This window comes from Lacrimispora indolis DSM 755 (genome assembly GCF_000526995.1).
GTDB lineage: Bacteria > Bacillota > Clostridia > Lachnospirales > Lachnospiraceae > Lacrimispora > Lacrimispora indolis.
On record NZ_AZUI01000001.1, the window covers coordinates 5,746,362 to 5,768,975 of the forward strand.

Below are 22,614 nucleotides of genomic sequence, written 5' to 3' on the forward strand. Positions count from 1 at the left end.
CTTCCATCTCAATTTCAAGCCTGATTTTCCTCCTGAACACCGCCCCAATGGGGCCTGATCCGGAAAACCAGCCGTCCGACGGGTAAAAAAAATCGGACTATCTAGTTTATTATAATATATGTCCGTCAATATGCAACCCATTTCTTTCGCAAAAAGCCCTTTATTTCTACAACTGCCCTTGAAATGTGCCTCATATTTACAGAAATACAAAAAGAGAGCAAGCCCTCTGAAACGCTGTAAAGCATCTCAAAGTGCTGTACTCCCTGCATTCGTTCCCTTAAAACAAATTCTCAGAAACTGATCCGGCTCATTACTTGCCGCAGTAAGCGATTGCTTCGATTTCAACAAGAGCGTTCTTTGGAAGTGCTGCCACTTCATATGCAGCTCTTGCCGGACACTCTCCTGCAAAGAAAGATGCATAAACTTCGTTCATCGCACCAAACTCACTGATATTCTTTAATAAAACGGTTGTCTTAACCACATTATCCATGGATAAGCCTTCGCTTTCCAGAATGGACTTGATGTTTGTCAACGACTGTCTTGTCTGGGATACGATATCATCACCTGCAAACTCGCCGGTAGCAGGGTCAATAGGAAGCTGTCCTGATATAAATACGTAATCGCCTCCACGAACGCCCTGAGAATATGGGCCGATTGCTGCCGGCGCTTTTTCTGTTGCTAATACTTTTTTCATAATAATGTGACTCCTTTCGTTCATCTCTCTGATAATTCTAGATTAGCACACATTCTGCAAAAGTCAAGAAACTTTTTAAGGTATTCTTAAAAAAATTTAGTTTATTATATCTTTTTCCCCCTTGTCATCTGGTATTGAATACTATATAATATGATATAATAAAGGGGATCATCCCTCGTGTGCGGCAGCGGCCGCGCAGAAGGTCGGCGCCCTGCGGGCAAACCTTTAGCTCAAAAGGCATGGGCAGGAAAGAGGAAAACACATGAAAACCAACGACGAAAGAATGCAGGACATCCTAAAGTATCTGGAATCCTTAGATCATATCAGACCGGAAACCATTCCTAATATTGATCTGTACATGGATCAGGTCACCACTTTTATGGATGAGCATTTAAAGGATACCAAACGCCATCCGGAAGACAAGGTTCTGACAAAAACCATGATCAATAATTATGCAAAGAACAATCTCCTTCCGGCTCCTAATAAAAAGAAATACTCCAGAGAACACATTTTTCTTCTAATATTTATATATTATTTTAAAAATCTGCTTTCCTTCCATGATATTGAACAGCTCTTCCGGCCTATTACGGAAAAACATTTCAATTCTCCGGAAGGGATTCCTTTAGAGGACATCTACAGGGAGATCTTCTCTCAGGTAGAAGGGGGCATAGACCGCATCAAAGAAGACATTATCCAAAAACATCAGCATGCCGGCAAAACCTTTGAAGACAAAGGGCTTCCGGAAGATGATCTGGAATATCTCCGCCTTTTTTCCTGGATCTGTGAGCTTTCCTTTGATGTGTATTTAAAAAAGCAGATCATTGAACAGATCATTGATGATTTAAGGGAAACCGAGCCTGTTAACATGAAAAAGAAAAAATAAGGCCAATGCCGCTTTGCGGCGCTTGGCTCATTGCCTTCATGGTATAATAAAAACAGGGGCAAGTACCAACTCCAGGCTTGTCCCTGTTTTCATCAACCTTCTCTCTTCTCTTCTTCCAAACGCTTAAACACCATATCATACCCATCGTTCCCGTAATTTAAGGAGCGGTTTACACGGCTGATGGTTGCAGTGGATGCCCCCGTCTTTTCCGCGATTTCCAGATAAGTACGGCCCTCCCGCAGCATTTTCGCCACCTCGTACCTCTGGGATAAGCTTAGCAGCTCATTGACGGTACATACGTCCTCAAAAAAAGTATAGCACTCTTCCGATGATCTTAAGGTCAAAATGGCCTCAAACAGATGATCTACCGCATCTGTCTTAATTTTTTTATTCATAGTATTGATCAATCCCCTTTTTCTTGTTTTTGCTCTCAGCTGCATTTTAACATATTAAAGTTGTAAAGTCCACCCTCCGCGGACATCAGGAAAGCATAAATTTTTCTACAACGCAGGCTATTCCGTCATGATTATTGGAGCAGGTTATATAATCGGCTGCCGTCTTTACAGGAAGAACTGCATTTTCCATAGCAACTCCAAGCCCTGCATACCGGATCATGGACAGATCATTATAGCCATCCCCGCAGGCAATCATCTCTTCCCGGCTCATGCCAAGCCTTGAAAGCAGGCGCTCCAGACTTGCCGCCTTGTCTATTCCCTTGGGAAGAATCTCCAAAAAATAAGGCTCTGAGCGGTAAACGCTGTAATCCCGCCCTAAAGCTGCTTTTACCCTGGGTTCCACCATGGCAAGGTAATCGCCCTCTTCCAGCATCAGGAACTTCACAACCGGAAACTGTACATAAGCCTCCATATCACCGACTTCTTTTACTTCCAGCTTGTTAATGGCTGATTCCTTTTCCACATATTCATCTCCGGCATTGGGAGTGACAATGAGATCATTCTCATAGGTCAGAATGTTCACTCCATGATCCTTTGCCATGCGGATAATTCTGGAATTGGAAGACACAGGCAATTCCTTTGCAAAAACAGTTTCCCCGGTTTTGCAGTCAATGATGCGCCCTCCGTTAAAGGACAGAATATAACCTCCTGACTCATGAAGCTCCAGTTCCTTCGCAAGAGGCATCACCCCGTAAGTAGGCCTTCCAGAAGCCAGTACAATAATTCCGCCCTGTCGTTTTAATTCAAAAAGCGCTTCCTTGGTTTTGGGCGTGATCTCCTTATTCCGGTTCGTCAGCGTCCCATCCAAATCCAGCACGATCATCCGATAGTCCATTGTATTTCTCCTGTTATGTAAATTTTACTATAGCAGTATAACACAGTTTCTCTTCTTATTCCATCTCAAAATACAGAAATATAAGATTGAAAGAAAAAAGGGAACCGCAGCCTGGCCGCTTTCATACAATGTCACTAGGAGATACTGAGAAAGGGTGCACGATATGAAAAGGACAATCGCCTTACTACTGGCGGCATTTACGCTGGCTGTCTCACTGACAAGCTGCAGAACAACGGCCAGAAAGCATATAAGGCCGCTTTTTTATTATGTATCCGCCGCAGACAGAAGAATATAAATATTTTCTGAGACAAAGTACTTTCCCATATTCTCATAATAAAATGTAGTATTAAGATTTCCCAAAGGAGGATTTTATGAGAAAAGCCTATCACTTTTTTCTGGCGGCCATACTCACCGGAGCTTCTATACTTAGCCTGACTGCCTGCGGCTCAAAAGCAAAAGCGTCCGAATTAACTCCGGTCACACTAAATGAAGTTGCCCATTCCATCTTCTATGCCCCCCAGTATTCAGCCATTGAACTGGGATATTTTGAAGATGAGGGCATTAATCTGACCTTAGTCAACGGGGCCGGCGCCGACAAGGTCATGACTGCCTTGATATCAGGCGATGCTGATATCGGATTTATGGGCTCAGAGGCCAGCATCTATACTTACGCAAATGGCTCCAAGGACTATGCCGTTAACTTTGCCCAGCTGACCCAGAGAGCCGGAAACTTTCTTGTAGGAAGAGAACCTCAGCCTGACTTTAAGTGGACGGATCTGAAAGGAAAAAAGGTACTCGGCGGGAGAGCCGGCGGAATGCCGCAAATGGTATTTGAGTACATCCTGAAGAAAAACGGCATTGATCCAGCCACGGACTTAACCATTGACCAGAGCATAAACTTTGGACTGACTGCTGCGGCCTTTACCAGCAATGACGCAGACTATACCGTGGAGTTTGAACCATTTGCCACAGGCCTTGAAAAAGAAGGCAGCGGCCACGTGGTAGCCTCCCTGGGCGTTGATTCCGGTTATATCCCTTATACCGCCTACAGCGCAAAGAAAAGCTATATGGAAAAGAATCCGGAAATCATCCAGAAATTCACCAATGCCATTCAAAAAGGTATGGAATACGTGAATTCCCATTCCTCAGAAGAGATCGCAAAGGTGATTCAGCCCCAGTTCAAAGAAACCGACGTAGCTACTATTGCAACTATCATTGAACGGTATAAAGCGCAGGATACCTGGAAAAAAGATACCATTTTTGAAAAAGACAGTTTTGAACTTCTGGAAAACATTCTGGAAGAATCCGGAGAATTAAAGGAACGTGTTCCCTATGAGGACCTTGTAACTACCACTTATTCAGAAAAAGCAGCAAAGTAAATCACATCGTTTAAATCTTACAAATAAAATATACAGGGCCGCGTCCACTGCGGTCCTGTATATTTTATGCCATTATCCTTCTTTTCCCATCATTCATACAATCACTGTCTCAAATGGGGATACCGGCAGCCCCGATCCCCCGCGCAGATTTCCATTCACAGGATTGTTTGACCAGGCATAACGTATTCCGGTAATTGCCTCTCCTTTTTGGACATGCAAAATCACCGTACCGCCTTGGGTCCGGACATCTATGCAATCTGAGGTCCATTTTCCAGATATGCAGACCTCAAAGCCGCCAGGCGGGCCGCCTGATACAGTAAATCCACTATCCCCATGATCAAAGTGAAGTATTATCTCATCATCTTTCCTTTCAGCACAGGAGAATATTGGGGACAGCCACTCCCCCGGCTCATGATATGCAATCTCATAGGCCGCCATGGCCATTCTCTCTCCTACCGTCTTTTTATCCGTTGGATGTAAGTCATTGTATTCGCCGCAGTCTATAGTGACCACCATGGCACAGTTTGGCAGCTTTGCAAGGCTTTGCTGCATATTTCGGAATTGAATCCAGTTTCCCCCATCTTCCAGATCATAATTAGGCAACTGGACGTAAATAACAGGAAACTTCCCCATATGCCATTTTCGTCTGTAATCCTCTATCATACGCTTGAAATACTGAGGATAGGAAAGATCATCGTCTGCGTTGCTCTCTCCCTGATACCAGCACATACCACAGATAGGAAAATCATGAAGAGGCGCTATCATAGACTGGTACATACCCATGGGTTTTCTCTCAAAAAAGACCGGAGGAATAAGAGCTTCCATAGATGCCCCTCTTTTATACTTCCAGCCTTCCGAGACAGGGAGCACCTCTCCTGTTCCAAAAATCATTTGATGAGATTTCCCCCTGGTAAAGCTGAGCTGCCCGGATACAGATATCACCCGTATGGTGATCTCATGATCCCCTGGAGACAGGCCATCTAAGTGATATTCCCTGGGCGGATATTTATAAGTGGTATTTCCGATGCACCGCCCGTCTACGTAAGTGTAATCCGCATCTTTAATGGTCCCCAGTGAGAGACGAAGCGGCTTGCCCGAAAGCTTAAGCGGGATGGTCACAGTCTTTTTAAACCAGACAGAACCTGGCTTTATAAAATCTTCATTTTCATTAAAATCATCGGTAAGATTGACTGTATTCCATGTATTCTGTATACCGGTATTCAGCCAATCCTTCTGAATCCCCTGATCCGACTCATCCAGGTTCTTATACCACGACAAAACCCTCTCTTCGTCTTCCTTTTGTATATGCCTGACATAGTCATCTGATTTGCACTGGTCGTCTGCCTTTGTTTTTCCTGAAAAAACCGTAAGCGCTTTTCTGCTCATCCATGCCTCGATCGGCGTTCCCCCCACTGCAGTGAGTATGAGGCCTATGGGTATATGATATCGTTCCCGCAATTTCACCCCAAAGAAATATCCTGCAGCGGAAAAGTAAGCAGCGCACTCCAAAGAATAACTTTCCCATTTTCCGTCCGGCAATTCGTCTGCAGGTGCCTTAAAATCCCACTTGGCCGGCACGGTAAACTGGCGGATCAGGGGATCCCCGACTTTACCATACTCCTCAGGAAAACGATATCTTACCCTGTGCATGGGCAGCTGCATATTGGACTGACCGGACATGAGCCAGACATCTCCTATATAAATATCGGAAAATACTTTTCTCCCGCCTGTCCATGTAATGGAAATGGAATAGGGACCCCCTGCCTCCATGGGCATAAACACAAGTTTCCATTTTCCGTCTTCTTCTGTCAAGGTCTCCTCTCTGAATTCCACTCCCCCATCTTCTTTAAAAAGTATGGCCTCTACCCGCTCTCCTGCACCAGCCGTACCTCTTATGGGTATGAATTCATTTCTCTGAAGAACTGCATGATCTGATATATACGGTGTGACACAAAAACCGCTCATCCCTTTACTCCCGAACTGGTCACTCCCTCTACAAAATACCTCTGGCAGCAGAAAAACAGGATCAGGGCAGGGAGCAGAGCTAAGAATGACATGGCCAAGATCTGATTCCATTCCACAATACCGCTGCTTTGGTCGATGGACATTTTAAGAGCCAGTGACACAGGATATTTCCCAAGGCTGGTCACGTAGATCAAAGGGCCTAAAAAATCATTAAAACTCCACACGAACTGAAAGATCGTGCAGCTGATCAGTGCCGGTTTTAATGCAGGGAGCAGGATCATTGTTAAAATTCCAAACGAATTACAGCCGTCTATGGTCGCCGCCTCATCTAAATATGTGGGTATGGAACGCATAAACTGGATCAGCATAAATACGAAAAATGGCTCGTTTGCAAATAAGGTTGGAGCCACCAAAGGTACATAAGTATTTAAAAGTCCCAGATTTTTCCATAAAATGTACAGAGGTATCCTTGTTACTACCGACGGTAAAAACATAGTCGCCATAAGTATGGAGAAAAATACCTTTTTGAGCGGAAAATTGAATCTGGCAAATCCATAGGCCACCAGTGTGCTGGTTATCAGACAAAACAGGATCTTAGGTATAACGAAACTGAATGTGTTTAAAAAAAACGTGGTAAAGGTAAATTTCGTTCTGGTTTTCCAGCCATTGATATACGGCGTAAAATCGATTCTGCTGGGCATGAAATTTATTGATGTAAATAATCTCATTGTTCGTCTTAAAAGTAGCTCCCACAAGCCAGATAATGGGGTAAATCATAACCAGAGCAACTACCGTAAGTATGGTATATCTGAAAACAGCATTTATAATGAATTTTCTTCTTCTGCGTCTTTCCACTTGGCTGATCAACATTGTCCGTGCCATGTTATTCCCCCTTATCCGAATAAAATACCCAGCGGTCCTGGGTAGCAAATAATACTACCGTAACAGATACAATAATGAGAAACAGTACCCAGCTTGCGGCGCTTGCATAACCCATATTAAAAAGCTGGAAGGCATTGTCATAAATGAACATAGAGGTAAGGTAAGTGGAATTTAAAGGGCCTTTCTTTGTGATCAGGTAAGGTCCGTTGAATTCCTGGAAAGCATTGACCAGCTGCATGACCAAATTGAAGAAAATCGTCGGTGTGATCAAAGGGATCGTGATCTTGAAAAACGAATAAGGCTTCGTCGCTCCGTCCACGCTTGCAGCTTCATAAAGATCCTGAGGCACGTCCTTAAGGGCTGCCAGGAATATCAGCATGGCAGAACCGAACTGCCATACTTTTAAAAGCACGATAACAGCCATGGCTCCAGGTCCGGAAGATAGCCATTTTACAGGTCCCACGCCGAATATGCCGAGAAAATGGTTAATAAACCCATCCTGCTGGAATAAAAAACGCCATAATACGGCAACCGCCACATTTCCTCCCAAAAGGGAAGGTACATAATATGCCGTCCGGTAGAAATTGATAGCCTTTAGTTTAAAATTCAGGATAAATGCAATAAAAAGTGCAAATGCAAGCTGCAAAGGCACTGTGATTACCGTATATTTAAGCGTCTGTCTCAATGTGCCTAAAAAGTCTTTATCTTTCAATAGCTTCGCATAGTTGGCAAATCCTATGAAATTTGGTTCCCTGACCAGGTTGTAATCCGTAAAGCTGATAAAAAGCGCGTTAATAAACGGATACAATGTAAGAAAAACCATTCCGATTATCCAGGGGAGAATATACAAAAGCCCGATCTTGCTGTTTTTCAAAGAAATTCCTCCTAGTTAAGAATGATATAGCCTCTAAGAGCTATATGGTTAATAAGTTTCCAAATCAGATAACAGAAGAAATAGTTCTTCTTACATCAGATAAAGCACCTTATAACTTTCCGGTTTGTCATTGCGGGCTGCACAGGCAGACCCGCAATGACCAATGAGACAGGGACTGATTTCCCAACCGGCAGTTATTATTTCTGTTTATTTTCCATATTCAGCTTTCAGCTTTGCAACCTGAGCGGCTGCCTCGTCAAAGAATGCCTGTGCAGCTTCGTCTGCGGTACTTGCTCCCAATTCGTATTTCTCATAATTGCTCTCAAAAGAGCTTGTAAATACGGCATCCTCAAAGATAGGGGAGTTGTTGATAACTTCTGCCTGATCCGTGAAATCATAAGCCTGCTTTACGGCTCCCGTAATCTGCCCGTCTGCTTCAAGAGCAGCTTTTGCAGACTTTGATGCCACCATACCTCTTTTGGAGCCCATGAGCTTTGTGCCTTCCGGATCATTTAAAATATACTGTAAAAATTCTGCTGCTTCTCTGGGGTGCTTGGAATTTTTTGAAATGGCAAATGTCAGGGACGGTTTTGCCATGGTTCCTTTAAATACTGCTCCGTCTATGGTCGGAAGGGGGGCTACGATGAGCTCATCTCCTTTATCTGCAAGTGTCTGTGCATTGGAAGCGATACCGCCTGTCCATTCAAGGACTCCCAAATATCCGCCGTCAATATATTTTGCATTCTGGGCGATGGATACGGGGTCATTTCCTACATTTTCCAGGTAATCCTGTCTGGAACAGAACACATGAAGATCTGCCAGTTCCTTGTACCAGGTCATAGCTTCCTTGTAGTCTTCTACCGTATAATTCATATTTAAGTTTTCATCGAATTCGCCTTTACCGGTCTTCTGCTGCAGATAATAAACGGCAGCAAAACGGAACGTGGGGCTTACGATTAAATAAGCATTTGGATTCTGTGCTGTAATAGCTTTGGCCGCTTCCTTATACTCCTCAAATGTAGACGGGATTTCATTAATGCCCGCTCTCTCAAATGCGGATTTGTTCAAATAAACGCCCAGAGTGTTCTGTCCGTAAGGAATAGCCTGCATCACACCGCCCGTCTTTCCTGTCTCTAAAAATCCCCCATCATACTGTGAAAAGTCAATGATATCGGATAACTGATCCAAATCATAGAAGCCAGTTCCATCCGGACTGTATTTGATGAGCCACGGATAATTGACAGTCATGATATCTGCTTCCGTACCGCCTGCGTAACGAGTGGCAAAGGTCTCTTCCAGGTTCCCGAAGCCGGAAGGCTCTCCTGTCACTTCGATGGCGCCCGCATGAGCCGCATTAAATGCGTCAATAGCTTCCTGTGTCGCCTGATGGCGGTCGTCATTCCCCCACCAGGAAAAACTGATTTGTGCAAGCTCACCGGAGCCGGCGGCATCTGTCTTTGCCTCACCGGCATTCCCCGACGTTACCGCATTCGTCTGTGCCGAACCTCCTCCATTGCCTCCGCAGCCGGTGAAACTGACTGTTGCCGCTAAAACTGCTGCAAGTACAGCTGAACTTCTCTTCCACTTTTTCATAATACCTTTTCCTTCCTTTTCTTTTTCTTATTATATTTGCAGGGTTTGTGACCCCCCGTGCCGCCTGATTTTATTATGTGCGGTCATTTATGCCATTCACAACTGACATTTTTTAATCATAGATCTTTCTGCCATGAGCATCGGAAATTCCCGACTTGCGGTAAAAGTATGTATTGATTTGATCCCGCCAATTGATTGCATTTTCTTTTTGTTTCTTAATACGGTCCCTCACATTGGTGTAGCTTTCTTCATCCAGGAAAGGCTCCAGGCTCTCCCAGGTCCTCTCGTACTGCTCAACCTTCTCCGCTCCTGCAAAATGTGTGTCATATATATGCTGAATGACAGTCTTTCCTGAACGCAGGACGTGGGTATAGGGTACATGATGGAAAAACAGCAAAAGCTCATCAGGACAGGTGGATAAGTCTTCATATTCTCTGAATCTGGCATCTGAATACTGTCTCGTATATCCGGTGCCCCTTGCAACCGAACGTTCTCTGCCTACTCCGTTGCGGTCCGCATAATGATAGGTGCCCCATCTGTCGTATTCGTATCCGTCTATGTCTGCCCCGTAGTGAACATTGGGCCTGCACATAAATCCCACTGCCAGGGGACATGTATAATCTTCATAAACGCCTCTGGAAGTAGTAAGAATATCCACAATTTTCGACGCCTGGTCTTCGGGAAGTTCAAAGGTCAGATTCACCCATTCCCTGGCTATCTCCTCTGAACTGAGGGAGTTGTCCCATACAAGCCTGCCATATCCGTATAGATTTGCCTGAGCCAGTTTGTTGCCTGTCCAGTTTGCGTCCATGCCTACACTTCCCACCGCCGCTATTCCTGATCGTTTGGGATCCGGTGAGTTCTTTTTGATCTCATTCTTTATGAAAGCATCCTTTCCATAACAGGTATCAAAATCCAAAGTCTCTTTCCACATGGGAACCAGATAGCAAATATCCACCTGATGCCCTGTATACTCCTGGGTAATCTGAAATTCCAGTATCTGATTTGTCTTTCTAAGTGCCCCGAAAAGCGGAGAATTAGGTTCTCTGATCTGAAAATCAATGGGACCATTTTTGATCTGAAGGATGACATTGCCTTCAAATTTGCCGTCGTGAGCCATAAATATATCATAAGCAGCCCTGGCACGGTCAAGAGATCTGTCTCTCCAGTCCTGTCCGCAGTTATATACAAAGCATCTCCAGATAATGATGCCTCCAAAAGGTTTGATCGTCCGCGCCAGCATATTTGCACCATCTTCATGTGTCCTGTCATATGTAAACGGGCCCGGCTCTCCCTCGGAGTCCGCTTTCACGATGAAACCGCCGAACTGCGGGATCTCTTTGTATATATCAGCAGTCACTTGCTCCCACCATGCGGCCACTTCCGGCAAAAGGGGATCCGCCGTGTCAAGCCCGCCTACCACTATGGGAGCGGCAAAGTTGATAGAGAGATATGTCCTGATTCCGTATTCGCTGAATACATCGGCTATCTTTCTGATTTCTTTTAAATTCTCACTCTTTATAAAGAACGTCTCTTTTTTATGCACATTTACATTGTTGACCGATACGGCATTGATACCTGTACTCGCAAGCAGTCTGGCATAGGAGCGGACGATCTCCATATCTCCTCTAAAGTGGTTTCTATCATAGTAGATCGACTCTCCCGCGTAACCGCGTTCAATGGAGCCGTCGAAATTATCCCAATGGTTTATCATGCGGATGCTCTGGTCCGGTTGGCTCTTAAAGGGGAGCCGTCCTTTGGTGATCAGAATACGGTGCAGACCGAATACTCCATAGAGAAGACCTTTCTCAGATGAGGCTGTTACTGCATAGCCTGCCTCTGTCTTTTCTATCTCATATCCGTCGCCTGTTCCGTCACCTGTCAGTGATAATACCAACGGGGATTTTGCATCATCCGACGGCTCTGCGTCTTCAAACAGAAGGGACAGCTCTCTCTCTATGGTTTTCATTACAACACTGTCTCTTCTATTTTTAATATAATAACTGGATATATCCGGCTGATGTACTCTCTTTTTCAGCCAGCACAGATCCCTTGTTTTTGACATCACTTAAGTTCCTCCTGATTTCCTCTGACGGCGTTTTGATTCGCCCCATGGAAATTTTTTCCGTTTTCATTTATACCGTCTTTATCATACAACAGGCTGTCCTTTCCCAAAGGCAGGCGGACTGTTGATCTCGTAAATCCGGATTGATAGATAGCCGTAATAACTTCAAGAGCCAGGCGGCCATCGGCACTGTCCTCCGGATGTATTTCTCCCTTTTCAATAAAGCTGATCACACGTTCAATCTGCGCCTCATGATTTTCTTTCGTTGGTTCCGGGAACGATTCCCGCACCTTCTCTATCTCTGCCACAGTATCCGGGTCGTCTACCGGAAATCCTGTATCTGTAGAGCTGCTGCTCCTGACCTCATAAGGAGAGGAGATGCCCGCCTTTTCACACTGGAAAGCAAGCCTTTGATACTGGCCATGGGTCACCAGATTCACCGCAAGGGTCACGACTGCCCCGCTTTTATAGGTAAGTATTGCCGCTGACAAATCTTCTGTCTCGGCGTTATCATGTGCAATATTTGCCAGAACAGCCGTTACAGTCTCAGGGGGACCCATAATCCAGTTGAGCAGATCGATCTGGTGTACACCATGATTGATGGTACAGCCTCCGCCTTCCTTCTCCCAGGTGCCTCTCCACCAAAGATCATAATAGCTGTGGCCCCGGTACCAGAATGACTCCACCTGGCCAAAGAGCACTCTGCCAACGGGTTTGCTGTCTATAAGTGCCTTAAGAATCTGATTTTCTTTCGTAAAACGGTTCTGGCAGACGACTCCTAAATAAGTGTCGGTCTCCTTTTGGACTGCTATCATTTCGTCACATTCCTCCAGAGATAAAGCCATGGGTTTTTCCACCAGCACATGCTTTCCTGCCCTCATACATGCTATGGAAGCAGGCAAATGGGTGAAAGGCGGGGTACACACACTTACAAGATCAATATCCTGTCTTTTAAGCATCTCGTTATAATCCCCATAAACTTCCGCTGCCTCCAGGCCATACTTCTCTTTCAGCCGCTGTGCTTTCTCGGGAAAGATATCACACAGCGCAACTACCCGGCATCTGTCCGAAAGTGTAAGGTATGCCCTAAGATGTGCCTCTGCAATAACGCCCGTTCCGATGATACCTACCATAATACTTCCTTTCTCTAAACAGTTCTCCTGGGTGTGTCAGCATTTTGATTAAATAAACGTTTATTATGCTTTATATTTTAGCCAAATCCTCCAATATTGTGAATGTATTATTAAAATACTATTTGTAATTTTTAAATATATTTTTTACTTTGCATTCTCTATTGCACAACTTTACTGAACAAGATATACTAAATATACAATAAAAAACGTATATCAGAGACAGTCACCGTATTTTTCTAAAAAAATGACAAAAAAATAATGGGAGGCGCAGCTTATGGAAGTAAATTTTGATAACATGATTCCCGAACTGCACTACTACATCCACAGAAAATGTACTGCCAGTTGGAAGATAGACCCGGATTACATACCTTTCATTGACATCACATATGTCATTGCGGGAAAAGCCAGATACTTTATAGACGGTACAGAATATATCGTCCGGAAAGGCGATTTAATCTGCATCCCCAGAGGCACTCACAGAGCGGCGGTCAGCGTCCCTGAGGATCTGATGGAATGTTACTCCACAAACCTTTTCCTCAGAGATCAGAAAGGCGATGATATCTCCCTGCCCCTTGAATTAATCAGCCATATTGGCAGCGTTCCCCAGCTCATTTCATGCTTCCATGAGATCCACGAAGAGTGGCTGAAGCGTGAGTTCGGTTACAAACTAAAGGTGAGGGCCAGTATGTGCCTGATCCTCTACCATATACTGGATCTCCTTTTCAATGAGAACCGGATCAGCAGTAAAGATATCCGTATCATCAACAGCATCCGCTACATGAGCACTCATTTTGCAGAAGATGTAAGCATTGATACCATGGCTGATCTGTTCCATATCCATCCGGTATACTATGGAAATCTGTTTAAAAAGGCCATAGGCATGACATTCAAACAGTATCTCATATCACTGCGCCTGAATCATGCGGAAAATATGCTGAGGAGCGGCGAGGGCAACGTGGGAGATGCAGCTCTCCAAAGCGGATTCTCCGATATATACTATTTTTCAAAATTATTTAAAGAAAAAAAAGGAATCCCCCCTTCAAAGCTGCTCCCGCCGGAGAGGAAGAAAAATGTGGAGGCATTCAAATAAAGAGGAGGATCGATATGAAGAAGAAAGCGCTCATCATCGGAGGAAGCGGAGGACTGAGCGGCCGTCTGGCTGCCCTGGCAAAAGAAGAATATGAAGTTTGGGCAGTTACCAGAGGGCAGCGCCCCTTAGGTGACAAGATCCATCTTCTGAAAGCCGACAGAAACGATGCTGAAAATTTCCGGAAAACGATTTTAGATGCGGATACGGTCTGGGACATTGTTTTTGACTGCATATGTATGAATGAAAGACATGCCATGCAGGATTTAAATGTATTTCCCGGAGTAACCAAGCGCCTGGTAGTGATTTCCACGGATTCTGTATATGATCCCCGCAGGAAAGGCACTCCGCAGAAAGAAGACGGATATTTCGTCGAGGAAGAAGGGGAGCCTGAAGCACTCACCTATGCAGGCAATAAACGCCGTATGGAACATGTCTTTATGAACAACTTCAAAAGCACCTCCATGGCAATCACACTATTTCGCCCCGGTCATATCTACGGACCCGGTTTTCTTATGGGATGCTACCCGGAGCACAGCAGGCAGAAGGAACTTCCCCAGCTCATCCTGGACCGGGAGCCAATATCTCTTGTAGGCGGCGGGATCTATCTCACCCAGCCCGTATTTGTGGACGATTTAGCAAATTCCATGCTGGACTGCGCAGACAAACCAGGCGCTTATAACCGCATTTTCTGTATTGGAGGACCGAAGGCGGTGGAAAACCGAAGATACTATGAGATCATCGGGCAGCTGCTTGACAGAGATGTGAACATAAAAGAGATTCCGCTGACAGGTTACCTTGAAAAACACCCGGAGTACAGCGGCCACTTATGTCACCGGATCTATGATCTGTCTGCGTTGATGGAGGCCGGTGTCCGCCTGCCGGATACCCCCCTTGAAACAGGGTTAAAAATACACTTAAAATCACTGGGGTATCTTTAAAAACGTTTTAAACCCACAAATAAATCCTGGAGGTATAACATGTATTACAAACAATATGGGAACACCGATATGAAGGTCTCCGCCATCGGCATGGGTTGTATGAGATATGACGCAGACGATGTAAAATCAGGCAATTTCGAAAAATGCGCTGAAGTTGCGCTGTACGCCCATGAAAAAGGCATCAACTATTTTGATACTGCTCCTTATTACTGCGATGATAAAAGCGAGATCATCACAGGCATGGCCCTTTCCCAGCTTCCCAGAGACAGTTACTATATTTCCTCAAAAACCAATCTGGGCACAGTAGGCGGCAGTTATACAGAATCAGACTTTCGCAGAAGGCTGGAAACGACACTAAGCCGGCTGAAGGTGGATTATCTGGACTTTTATCACCTGTGGTGCATATTAAATCTGGATTCCTTTTCCAAACAGGTGGATATTCTTTACTCATTCTTTGAGAAAGCAAAATCAGAAGGACTGATCCGCAATATCGTATTTTCATCCCATATGCAGGGCAATGAGCTGGAGAACGCAGTCGCTTCCAATCTATTTAAAGGAATGCTCATTGGTTACAATGCCCTCAACTACCGCTTCCGCCAGACAGGCATCAAAGCCGCCTATGACAGTGGTATGGGTGTTGTAGTCATGAACCCATTGGGAGGCGGCCTGATACCTGGAAACCCGAATACATTCCGCTATCTGACTGAAGGAACAGACCTAACCGTAGCACAGGCTGCCTTAAATTTCGTGGCCTCCCACAAAGAGATCACAATCACCCTGGCGGGCTGCACCACGAAAGCTCATGTAGATGATGCCGTGAAAGCCGTAGAAAACTTATCAGAACGTCCCGCAGCTGAAATCTATGAGGAATATGAGAATAAAGGCATGATCAGCAACGATCTCTGCACAGGCTGTGCATACTGCAAGCACTGTCCCAAAGATATTGATATCCCCAAATTCATGGATGCCTACAACATGAAGCTGCTGGGAAATGATATGTTTGAACGGCTGAAAGGTCACTGGCAGATATCAAAAGACTCCGCCGGAACCTGCATCAAATGCGGTAAATGCGAGAAGCTTTGCACACAGCATCTGCCCATCATAGAAAGACTGGCTGAGATAGCAGGTTAAATGCAAATATTTAAGACTGTTAATCTTTACTTTTTTAATCCTTCCATCAGTGCTATAATAGAATCTGCAGGGCCGCATTTACTGCGGCCCTGTAATTCTTACAATGATTGGAGTGATACTTATGAACATCGTGCTACTAGAATCCCTGGGCATTCCGGACAGCCTTTTAAATGAATACGCAAAACCGCTGATCAAGGCCGGTCACCATTTTGCCGCCTATCAGAAGGATACTGATCCCGAAGTTCAGATCCAGCGGGCCGGACAGGCAGATATTATCATGATAGCCAATATGCCTCTGTCCGGACAGGTAATATCTGCCTGCGAACATTTAAAGTTTATAGATGTTGCATTTACAGGGGTCGATCATGTGGACCTGGAAGCAGCCAGATCAAGGGGAATAAAGGTCAGCAATGCGGCCGGATATTCCACGGAAGCCGTGGCAGAGCTTACCATATGCCTGATCCTCTCCCTCCTTCGCAATGTGCCCCAAGTGGAAGCCCGCTGCAGAGAAGGAAAAACAAAAGATGGCCTGGTGGGATGTGAGCTGATGGGAAAGACTGTGGGCATCATAGGTGCCGGAGCCATCGGCATCAGGGCCGCGGAGCTTTGTTCCGCTTTTGGATGTAAGGTTCTGGCATACAAACGGCGCCTGACCGGAAACGAACCTTCCTTCATTGAATTCGTATCCCTTGAGGAACTCCTGTCCCGCGCGGATATTGTAAGCCTTCATTGTCCATTAAACGACGACTCCCGCCATTTAATAAACAGGGAAACCATTGGGAAAATGAAAAAAGGCGCTTATTTAATCAATGCCGCCAGAGGTCCTGTGGTGGATTCCAATGCTTTGGCTGAAGCCTTAGACACCGGTTACCTTTCCGGTGCAGGTATTGATGTCTTTGAAACAGAACCTCCCCTGGATCCGGCCCATCCACTTCTTAGAAGCAAAAATACGATCGTTACCCCTCACGTGGCCTTTGCTTCAGAGCAATCCATGGAGGCCCGGGCAAAAATTGTATTTGACAACATCACAAACTGGATGGAAGGCTGCCAGTCAAACATCATTCTGTAGAACAAAATCAGAATGAAAATTGGAAAATTTCATGTATTATTTGCACAAATAATGCTTGTAATTCAGAATCATCGTGCTATAATTTATTCATGGGGATATAGCTCAGCTGGGAGAGCGATGCGTTCGCAACGCATAGGTCACGAGTTCGAGTCTCGCTATCTCCATGATAGGGAAGTATAGCTCAGCTGGGACGAGCGTTCGCCTCACACGCGAAAGGTCATGGGTTCGAGCCCCATTACTTCCAGTTTCCCATAAACGGTAGAAACACCGGAGTTCTTCGTAAACACGAGGTTTTCCGGTGTTTTTGTTTTTCTAATGTACTGCTGTAAGAACTTTGCAAATTCATTCCTTTGCGAAGCTTGTAACTATTTGCATTTTTGTGTCGTATTTTCAGACATTAACAAGTAATCCACAATTATTTCCACATTATTGTGGATAAGTGTCGTTTTAGTATCGAAAAATAATGGATGATTTGGGGGTTGACTTCTTAGAGATACCGTGCTACACTAAATCAGTATTTTAGATAAAGTTTTGATTTCGCATATATTTGTAAGTCATTATTCTATTGATGATTTACACATATATGCGATTTTTGATTTTAGACAAATACAATATAATTTTAAGGAGGTATCTTTCATGAAAAAAGGTACAGTAAAATGGTTTAATGCACAAAAGGGGTTTGGTTTTATCTGCGATGAGGAAGGTAACGATATATTCGTTCATTTCTCCGGTCTTGCTATGGATGGCTTCAAATCTTTAGAAGATGGCCAGTCAGTCGTTTTTGAGACAACTAACGGTGCTCGTGGTTTACAGGCAGTAAACGTATCCGTCGCTTAATCCTTAACCGTATTAATATCACATCTAGCTTATCCATTTTCTTCAAAACACCACATTGATAAAATGAATATGTACCAACAATCTGTATATTAAAAAGTCAGAGCAATGTTTAATCATTACAGCTAAGTCAGCAAGGTTTATTCTGTATTCCTTGCTGGCTCAACCTAAAATATCAGTTCAATTTACTTACAAATCATATAAATCAGCCAGACTCAAACAATCTGATTTCTTTCCTATAATAATGAATCGCTGGCAAAATCTTTACGTTTACCGGAGTTTTGCAAACCTTCCAATTCAAGTATTTCCCTTTTTAGTCCTCATCTGCCTAGCTATCGCGCTTCTAAAGTTATCGGACCAACCATTTAAAACACTTCATTTTTAATCTCTTGTTTTCAGCCAGCAGTTTTTCTACTGGGCAACCAACAACACATACGGCTCTCTCCATATAGGATTCACAAATCTGTTATGTTCCCCTTTATTTAATTCGTCTTCTTTTTCAAAAAAAATTCGGTTTCCTGTCCAGGGTCAAAAGCTCCTTCCAATATCAACCTAACTATTTCTCGAATATAATACATTAAGCGTCTAATTACGCTGTTTATTAATGTATAGGAGGAAGCATTATGTATCCTGAAGAATTTGACGAAATGAATGCATGCAATTGCGGTTATTACGCCAATGCAAATAAATGTTCATGTGATAAATGCTCCGGTCAACAAAATGTAGCGTGTAAATCCTGCCAATGCAATTGCTGTCGTTGTGTAGGGCCTACCGGACCCACTGGACCTACTGGCGCGACCGGCGCTCAAGGACCTACTGGCCCTACCGGTGCTACTGGCGCTACTGGCGCCCAAGGACCTACCGGGCCTACCGGTGCTACTGGCGCTACCGGCGCCCAAGGACCTACTGGCCCTACCGGTGCTACTGGCGCTACCGGCGCCCAAGGACCTACTGGCCCTACCGGTGCTACTGGCGCTACCGGCGCCCAAGGACCTACCGGGCCTACCGGTGCTACTGGCGCGACCGGCGCCCAAGGACCTACCGGGCCTACCGGTGCTACTGGCGCTACCGGCGCCCAAGGACCTACCGGGCCTACCGGTGCTACTGGCGCGACCGGCGCCCAAGGACCTACAGGACCTACTGGTGCTACTGGTGCCCCAGGGCCTACAGGACCTACCGGACCTGCTGGCGCTACCGGAGCCCAAGGACCTACCGGACCTACCGGACCTGCTGGCGCGACCGGCGCCCAAGGGCCTACCGGACCTACCGGACCTGCTGGCGCGACCGGCGCCCAAGGGCCTACAGGACCTACCGGACCTGCTGGCGCTACCGGCGCTCAAGGGCCTACAGGACCTACCGGGCCTGCTGGTGCTACCGGCGCCCAAGGACCTACCGGACCTACCGGGCCTGCTGGTGCTACTGGTGCTCAAGGGCCTACAGGACCTACCGGTTCTCAAGGACCCACTGGGCCTGCTGGTGCTCAGGGACCTACAGGGCCCACCGGACCGCAGGGAGTTGAAGGACCTATTGGACCCACCGGACCTACAGGTGCCGCCGGTGCTACTGGCGCTCAAGGACCTACCGGCCCCACCGGGCCTCAGGGACCGCAAGGAATTGAAGGACCTGTTGGACCCACTGGACCTACCGGTGCCGCCGGTGCTACTGGTGCGCAAGGACCTACCGGGCCCACCGGGCCTCAGGGACCTCAGGGACCGCAAGGAATTGAAGGTTCTGTCGGACCTACCGGACCGACCGGTGCCGCCGGTGCTACTGGTGCGCAGGGACCTATTGGGCCTACCGGACCTCAGGGACCTCAAGGACCGCAAGGAATTGAAGGTTCTGTCGGACCTACCGGACCCACCGGGCCTGCCGGTGCTACTGGTGCTCAGGGGCCTATTGGGCCTACCGGGCCTCAGGGACCTCAGGGACCGCAGGGAATTGAAGGTTCTGTTGGACCCACCGGACCCACCGGACCTGCCGGTGCTACTGGTGCCCAGGGACCTATTGGACCCACCGGACCTCAGGGACCTCAGGGGCCGCAGGGAATTGAAGGTTCTGTTGGACCCACCGGACCTCAGGGACCTCAGGGGCCGCAGGGAATTGAGGGTTCTGTTGGACCCACCGGACCTCAGGGACCTCAGGGGCCGCAAGGAATTGAAGGTTCTGTTGGGCCCACCGGACCTCAGGGGCCGCAGGGACCACAAGGGATTGAAGGTTCTGTCGGACCTACTGGACCCACCGGTGCTGCCGGGCCTACTGGACCGACCGGCCCAACTGGAGAAGTTGTTTTGGCTTACGGATCTTTAAGAGGTGGTAGTGTAGAGACACCTGGGGCAATATTTACACCTGTACCATTTAGTATAGTTGGACCTTTATCGAATACTATCACAGTTAGCCTATCGGGCAACGAATTAGTGGTAGGAGAAAGCGGAATTTATCAAATAACGATATCTATTAACGCTGAAGCCACCGTTGATCCGGATCCAGATCAACCATATCTGAATGCTATAATTACTGTCAACGGTGTACCGATTTTTGGCGATACTACTACTTTCTTTAAGATAGCAAATAGAAGTAGTTCAACATTTGTGGTTCAAGCCGCCTTATCAGCAGGAGATGAAGTAGGCGTAAGTATTATTACAGATTTTCCAGTTTTAGGTTATATGAATCGCTCTTTAACGATTGTTCAATTAAGTAATTAGATGATTTTAGATAAATTAGATGGCTTTAAATGATAATGAAGCAAAACCTAAGTAAAATCATTAAGTATATTGTGATATTAGGGCTCTGAGGCGATTATTAATGTCCTTTTCGCTTTGTTATTCCCTAATGAAACTGTGAATGTTACCGTATACTGATATGAATATAAATTGGGTTCCCAGGAAGCATTCTGTTGAATTACCTTATAGATATTTTTAAAAGCAAAATTTGCTTTATGGATTTTTCCATTTTTCCAAAAAGCATCAGCCAAAGAAAAAAAGTGTAGGTTCTAGATTATGGTTAGTCTAAAAACCTACACTTTTTTCGTGCTGACAGATTGGGAGAGATTTGAAATACCAATTGCATTCAACGATTTCTTAATTAGCACACTCAACTCACCATACCCGGATATGATCGTTTTATGGAATGATTTTTCTTTCCTCTATAAAAACAGTTTTAATTTTGTCATGAATGATTTTAATGATCTGGTGCTGAAATGAGCTACCCTCAAATTTAGCTGTCATAACGTCACTTACCGCCAAACCCAGCATATCATATCATTACTTTTGTAATTCTCCATATTACTCCTGTATTTGGTAAATAAACATTTCGCATCTCCAAATCATCAATCCCCATATCTGATATATACATCGCATTATCAGGTCCAAAAGCAACGTCAGTGGGTCTGCTTAACCCCCTTTCTTCCGGAAACCCTGATTTATTGATAGCAAATGTCAATATATCTCCATTAACAACATTAACTCTCAATACCCTATGTCCTACACCTGAACGTATATAATCGCTTGATTCTTCGTATTGGACTCCTCCAAAACACGCAATGTAAATATCTCCAATCAGTCCAAAATCTGATGACCCGTTAAAATCGAATCCCATCACATTGGAACCAGACGGAAAAACTGCAATTGGTGTTGGCGGAAACGCCGGAATGGTGTTAAGTAATAATTCTGGCTTTCTGCCTCTGATCGGAGTGAACCTGGGCATTGTAACTGGAGCTCCCCCCGAGTAATCCGGCCAGCCATACCATGCCCCCACATTAAATAAATGTAATTCGTCCAATGCATTGGCAATCGGTCTGCTTCCTCTGGTATCCATTCCCTGGTTTGATATGATCAGCCGATTCAAGCTGTCAAATTTCATACAAAATGGATTGCGAAGCCCCCATGCGACCTGTTCAATATCAGAGCCATCCAGATTTGCTCTTAATACGCTGCCAGAAGCTAAAAGTCTCCCCTCTTTCACCTGATATCGTTGAATTGTGGGAACCCCAAAGGGGGAAAAGGCTCCGGTAACGGCTGATTCCATAGCAGGTATCAGCAAATTTCTGGTTTCAAAATTGATCTGGTTAAGAAATATATAGGAACCTGGATAATCATGTAAATGAGGATGCTCAAGAACCCAGCTGTTATCCAGGCCTACTACGCCGGAATTTGTTGCCGTTCCCTGTCCAAAATAGATTTTTCCATCATTGCCAAGCTCAACCCGGTTATTGCTGAAGTCCCCATTGCTTGGCAGGCCGCTTATAATATCCTGTCTTGCACCATTGGGATTTATGACAGTTACTACTCCTTTATGGGATACATAAATATGTCCATTTCTATAGTTTATTCCAGTCAGCGGGACATTAAAGCCATCAGCAACAACTTCTATTCTTCCATTGCTTATACGCATAACCCGTGGATTCAATGTACCGATTCCGGCATCTCCAATCAGCATATCACCGGCATCTGTAAAAACCATACCGATTGGCGCGTTTAATCCTTGAGCAAAGACTTCTATTTGATAACCTACCGGCACACTTATTCTATTGGGATCAAGTTCTCTCTGTCTAAATGGAGCTTGTTGAAGGTATATCTTCTGTGCACACTTATTTACAGCGAAATTCACCTTTGGTCTCCGCTTATATATATTATTGATAATATATGGTGATTTTTTTAACATGGTGACCGCTCAGTATCAGATATTCTCAGCCTCAGGCATAAATCCAAAAGAAAACAAACCTTTATGCTGCTCATAATAGCACTCCTGCTGCATAATATAAAACAAATACTCCTTTCGAATCAGACCTGGAGGCTG

At 45.3% G+C, this 22,614-nt stretch carries 19 protein-coding genes and 2 tRNA genes; 10 read left to right on the top strand and 11 right to left on the bottom strand.

What is annotated here, in order from left to right:
* Positions 1–310 precede the first annotated feature (310 nt).
* The gene (locus K401_RS0127895; RefSeq protein ID WP_024296031.1) at positions 311–694 is read right to left on the bottom strand and encodes a RidA family protein; all 384 of its coding nucleotides are present in this window, start codon (positions 692–694) and stop codon (positions 311–313) included.
* Between the two features lie 262 nt (positions 695–956).
* Here K401_RS0127895 and K401_RS0127900 point away from each other — a divergent pair, with 262 nt between their 5' ends.
* Positions 957–1,577, top strand: a complete 621-nt coding sequence (locus K401_RS0127900; protein ID WP_024296032.1) for a DUF1836 domain-containing protein — start codon at positions 957–959, stop codon at positions 1,575–1,577.
* A 92-nt stretch (positions 1,578–1,669) separates the two neighbouring features.
* Here K401_RS0127900 and K401_RS0127905 read toward each other — a convergent pair whose 3' ends face one another.
* On the bottom strand, positions 1,670–1,972 hold the full coding sequence (locus tag K401_RS0127905) for a YerC/YecD family TrpR-related protein (RefSeq protein ID WP_024296033.1): 303 nt from the start codon (positions 1,970–1,972) through the stop codon (positions 1,670–1,672).
* An 85-nt stretch (positions 1,973–2,057) separates the two neighbouring features.
* Positions 2,058–2,867, bottom strand: coding sequence for a Cof-type HAD-IIB family hydrolase (locus K401_RS0127910; RefSeq protein WP_024296034.1), 810 nt, complete (start codon positions 2,865–2,867; stop codon positions 2,058–2,060).
* 371 nt (positions 2,868–3,238) lie between these two features.
* Between K401_RS0127910 and K401_RS0127920 the strand changes: the two genes are divergently transcribed.
* Complete coding sequence (locus tag K401_RS0127920) at positions 3,239–4,246, top strand: ABC transporter substrate-binding protein (RefSeq protein ID WP_024296035.1); 1,008 nt, start codon at positions 3,239–3,241, stop codon at positions 4,244–4,246.
* Between the two features lie 93 nt (positions 4,247–4,339).
* Here the strand turns inward: K401_RS0127920 and K401_RS0127925 are convergent, their stop codons facing one another.
* The 7 genes from K401_RS0127925 to K401_RS0127950 form a co-directional block, all read right to left on the bottom strand.
* The gene (locus tag K401_RS0127925) at positions 4,340–6,211 is read right to left on the bottom strand and encodes a sialate O-acetylesterase (protein WP_024296036.1); all 1,872 of its coding nucleotides are present in this window, start codon (positions 6,209–6,211) and stop codon (positions 4,340–4,342) included.
* Positions 6,208–6,912, bottom strand: a complete 705-nt coding sequence (locus K401_RS31595) for a carbohydrate ABC transporter permease (RefSeq protein WP_330363212.1) — start codon at positions 6,910–6,912, stop codon at positions 6,208–6,210. The genes K401_RS0127925 and K401_RS31595 overlap by 4 nt, the downstream gene beginning before the upstream one ends.
* Entirely contained in the window at positions 6,806–7,093 is a 288-nt protein-coding gene (locus K401_RS34005) for a hypothetical protein (RefSeq protein ID WP_330363213.1), read from the bottom strand. Before K401_RS34005 ends, K401_RS31595 begins: the two co-directional genes overlap by 107 nt.
* A gap of 1 nt (position 7,094) precedes the next feature.
* Positions 7,095–7,916, bottom strand: coding sequence for a carbohydrate ABC transporter permease (locus tag K401_RS0127935; protein WP_334291481.1), 822 nt, complete (start codon positions 7,914–7,916; stop codon positions 7,095–7,097).
* A gap of 258 nt (positions 7,917–8,174) precedes the next feature.
* A complete protein-coding gene (locus K401_RS0127940) occupies positions 8,175–9,560 on the bottom strand; it encodes an ABC transporter substrate-binding protein (RefSeq protein ID WP_024296038.1) in 1,386 nt (461 codons plus the stop codon).
* 112 nt (positions 9,561–9,672) lie between these two features.
* Complete coding sequence (locus K401_RS0127945) at positions 9,673–11,625, bottom strand: alpha-glucuronidase (RefSeq protein ID WP_024296039.1); 1,953 nt, start codon at positions 11,623–11,625, stop codon at positions 9,673–9,675.
* Positions 11,625–12,758 carry a Gfo/Idh/MocA family protein gene (locus tag K401_RS0127950; protein WP_029701035.1) on the bottom strand — a complete coding sequence of 378 codons (1,134 nt, stop codon included), beginning with the start codon at positions 12,756–12,758 and terminating at the stop codon, positions 11,625–11,627. The genes K401_RS0127945 and K401_RS0127950 overlap by 1 nt, the downstream gene beginning before the upstream one ends.
* A 274-nt stretch (positions 12,759–13,032) precedes the next feature.
* Between K401_RS0127950 and K401_RS0127955 the strand changes: the two genes are divergently transcribed.
* From K401_RS0127955 to K401_RS33895, 8 genes are all read left to right on the top strand, one after another.
* A complete protein-coding gene (locus tag K401_RS0127955) occupies positions 13,033–13,848 on the top strand; it encodes a helix-turn-helix transcriptional regulator (protein ID WP_024296041.1) in 816 nt (271 codons plus the stop codon).
* Between the two features lie 14 nt (positions 13,849–13,862).
* On the top strand, positions 13,863–14,786 hold the full coding sequence (locus K401_RS0127960; RefSeq protein WP_024296042.1) for an NAD-dependent epimerase/dehydratase family protein: 924 nt from the start codon (positions 13,863–13,865) through the stop codon (positions 14,784–14,786).
* Between the two features lie 39 nt (positions 14,787–14,825).
* The gene (locus K401_RS0127965) at positions 14,826–15,917 is read left to right on the top strand and encodes an aldo/keto reductase (protein ID WP_024296043.1); all 1,092 of its coding nucleotides are present in this window, start codon (positions 14,826–14,828) and stop codon (positions 15,915–15,917) included.
* 121 nt (positions 15,918–16,038) lie between these two features.
* Positions 16,039–16,986, top strand: a complete 948-nt coding sequence (locus tag K401_RS0127970; protein ID WP_024296044.1) for an NAD(P)-dependent oxidoreductase — start codon at positions 16,039–16,041, stop codon at positions 16,984–16,986.
* Positions 16,987–17,077: 91 nt separating this feature from the next.
* Positions 17,078–17,150: transfer RNA gene (locus tag K401_RS0127975), tRNA-Ala, on the top strand.
* Between the two features lie 6 nt (positions 17,151–17,156).
* Positions 17,157–17,230: transfer RNA gene (locus K401_RS0127980), tRNA-Val, on the top strand.
* Positions 17,231–17,622: 392 nt separating this feature from the next.
* On the top strand, positions 17,623–17,823 hold the full coding sequence (locus K401_RS0127985; RefSeq protein WP_024296045.1) for a cold-shock protein: 201 nt from the start codon (positions 17,623–17,625) through the stop codon (positions 17,821–17,823).
* A 620-nt stretch (positions 17,824–18,443) separates the two neighbouring features.
* Positions 18,444–20,522 (top strand): collagen-like protein, encoded by a 2,079-nt coding sequence (locus K401_RS33895; protein ID WP_024296046.1) that lies wholly within the window; start codon positions 18,444–18,446, stop codon positions 20,520–20,522.
* A 550-nt stretch (positions 20,523–21,072) separates the two neighbouring features.
* On the opposite strand, the gene K401_RS0128005 is transcribed toward K401_RS33895, so the two are convergent.
* Positions 21,073–22,479: a PQQ-dependent sugar dehydrogenase gene (locus K401_RS0128005; RefSeq protein ID WP_242837923.1), complete on the bottom strand. Its 1,407-nt coding sequence runs from the start codon at positions 22,477–22,479 to the stop codon at positions 21,073–21,075.
* Positions 22,480–22,614 lie beyond the last annotated feature (135 nt).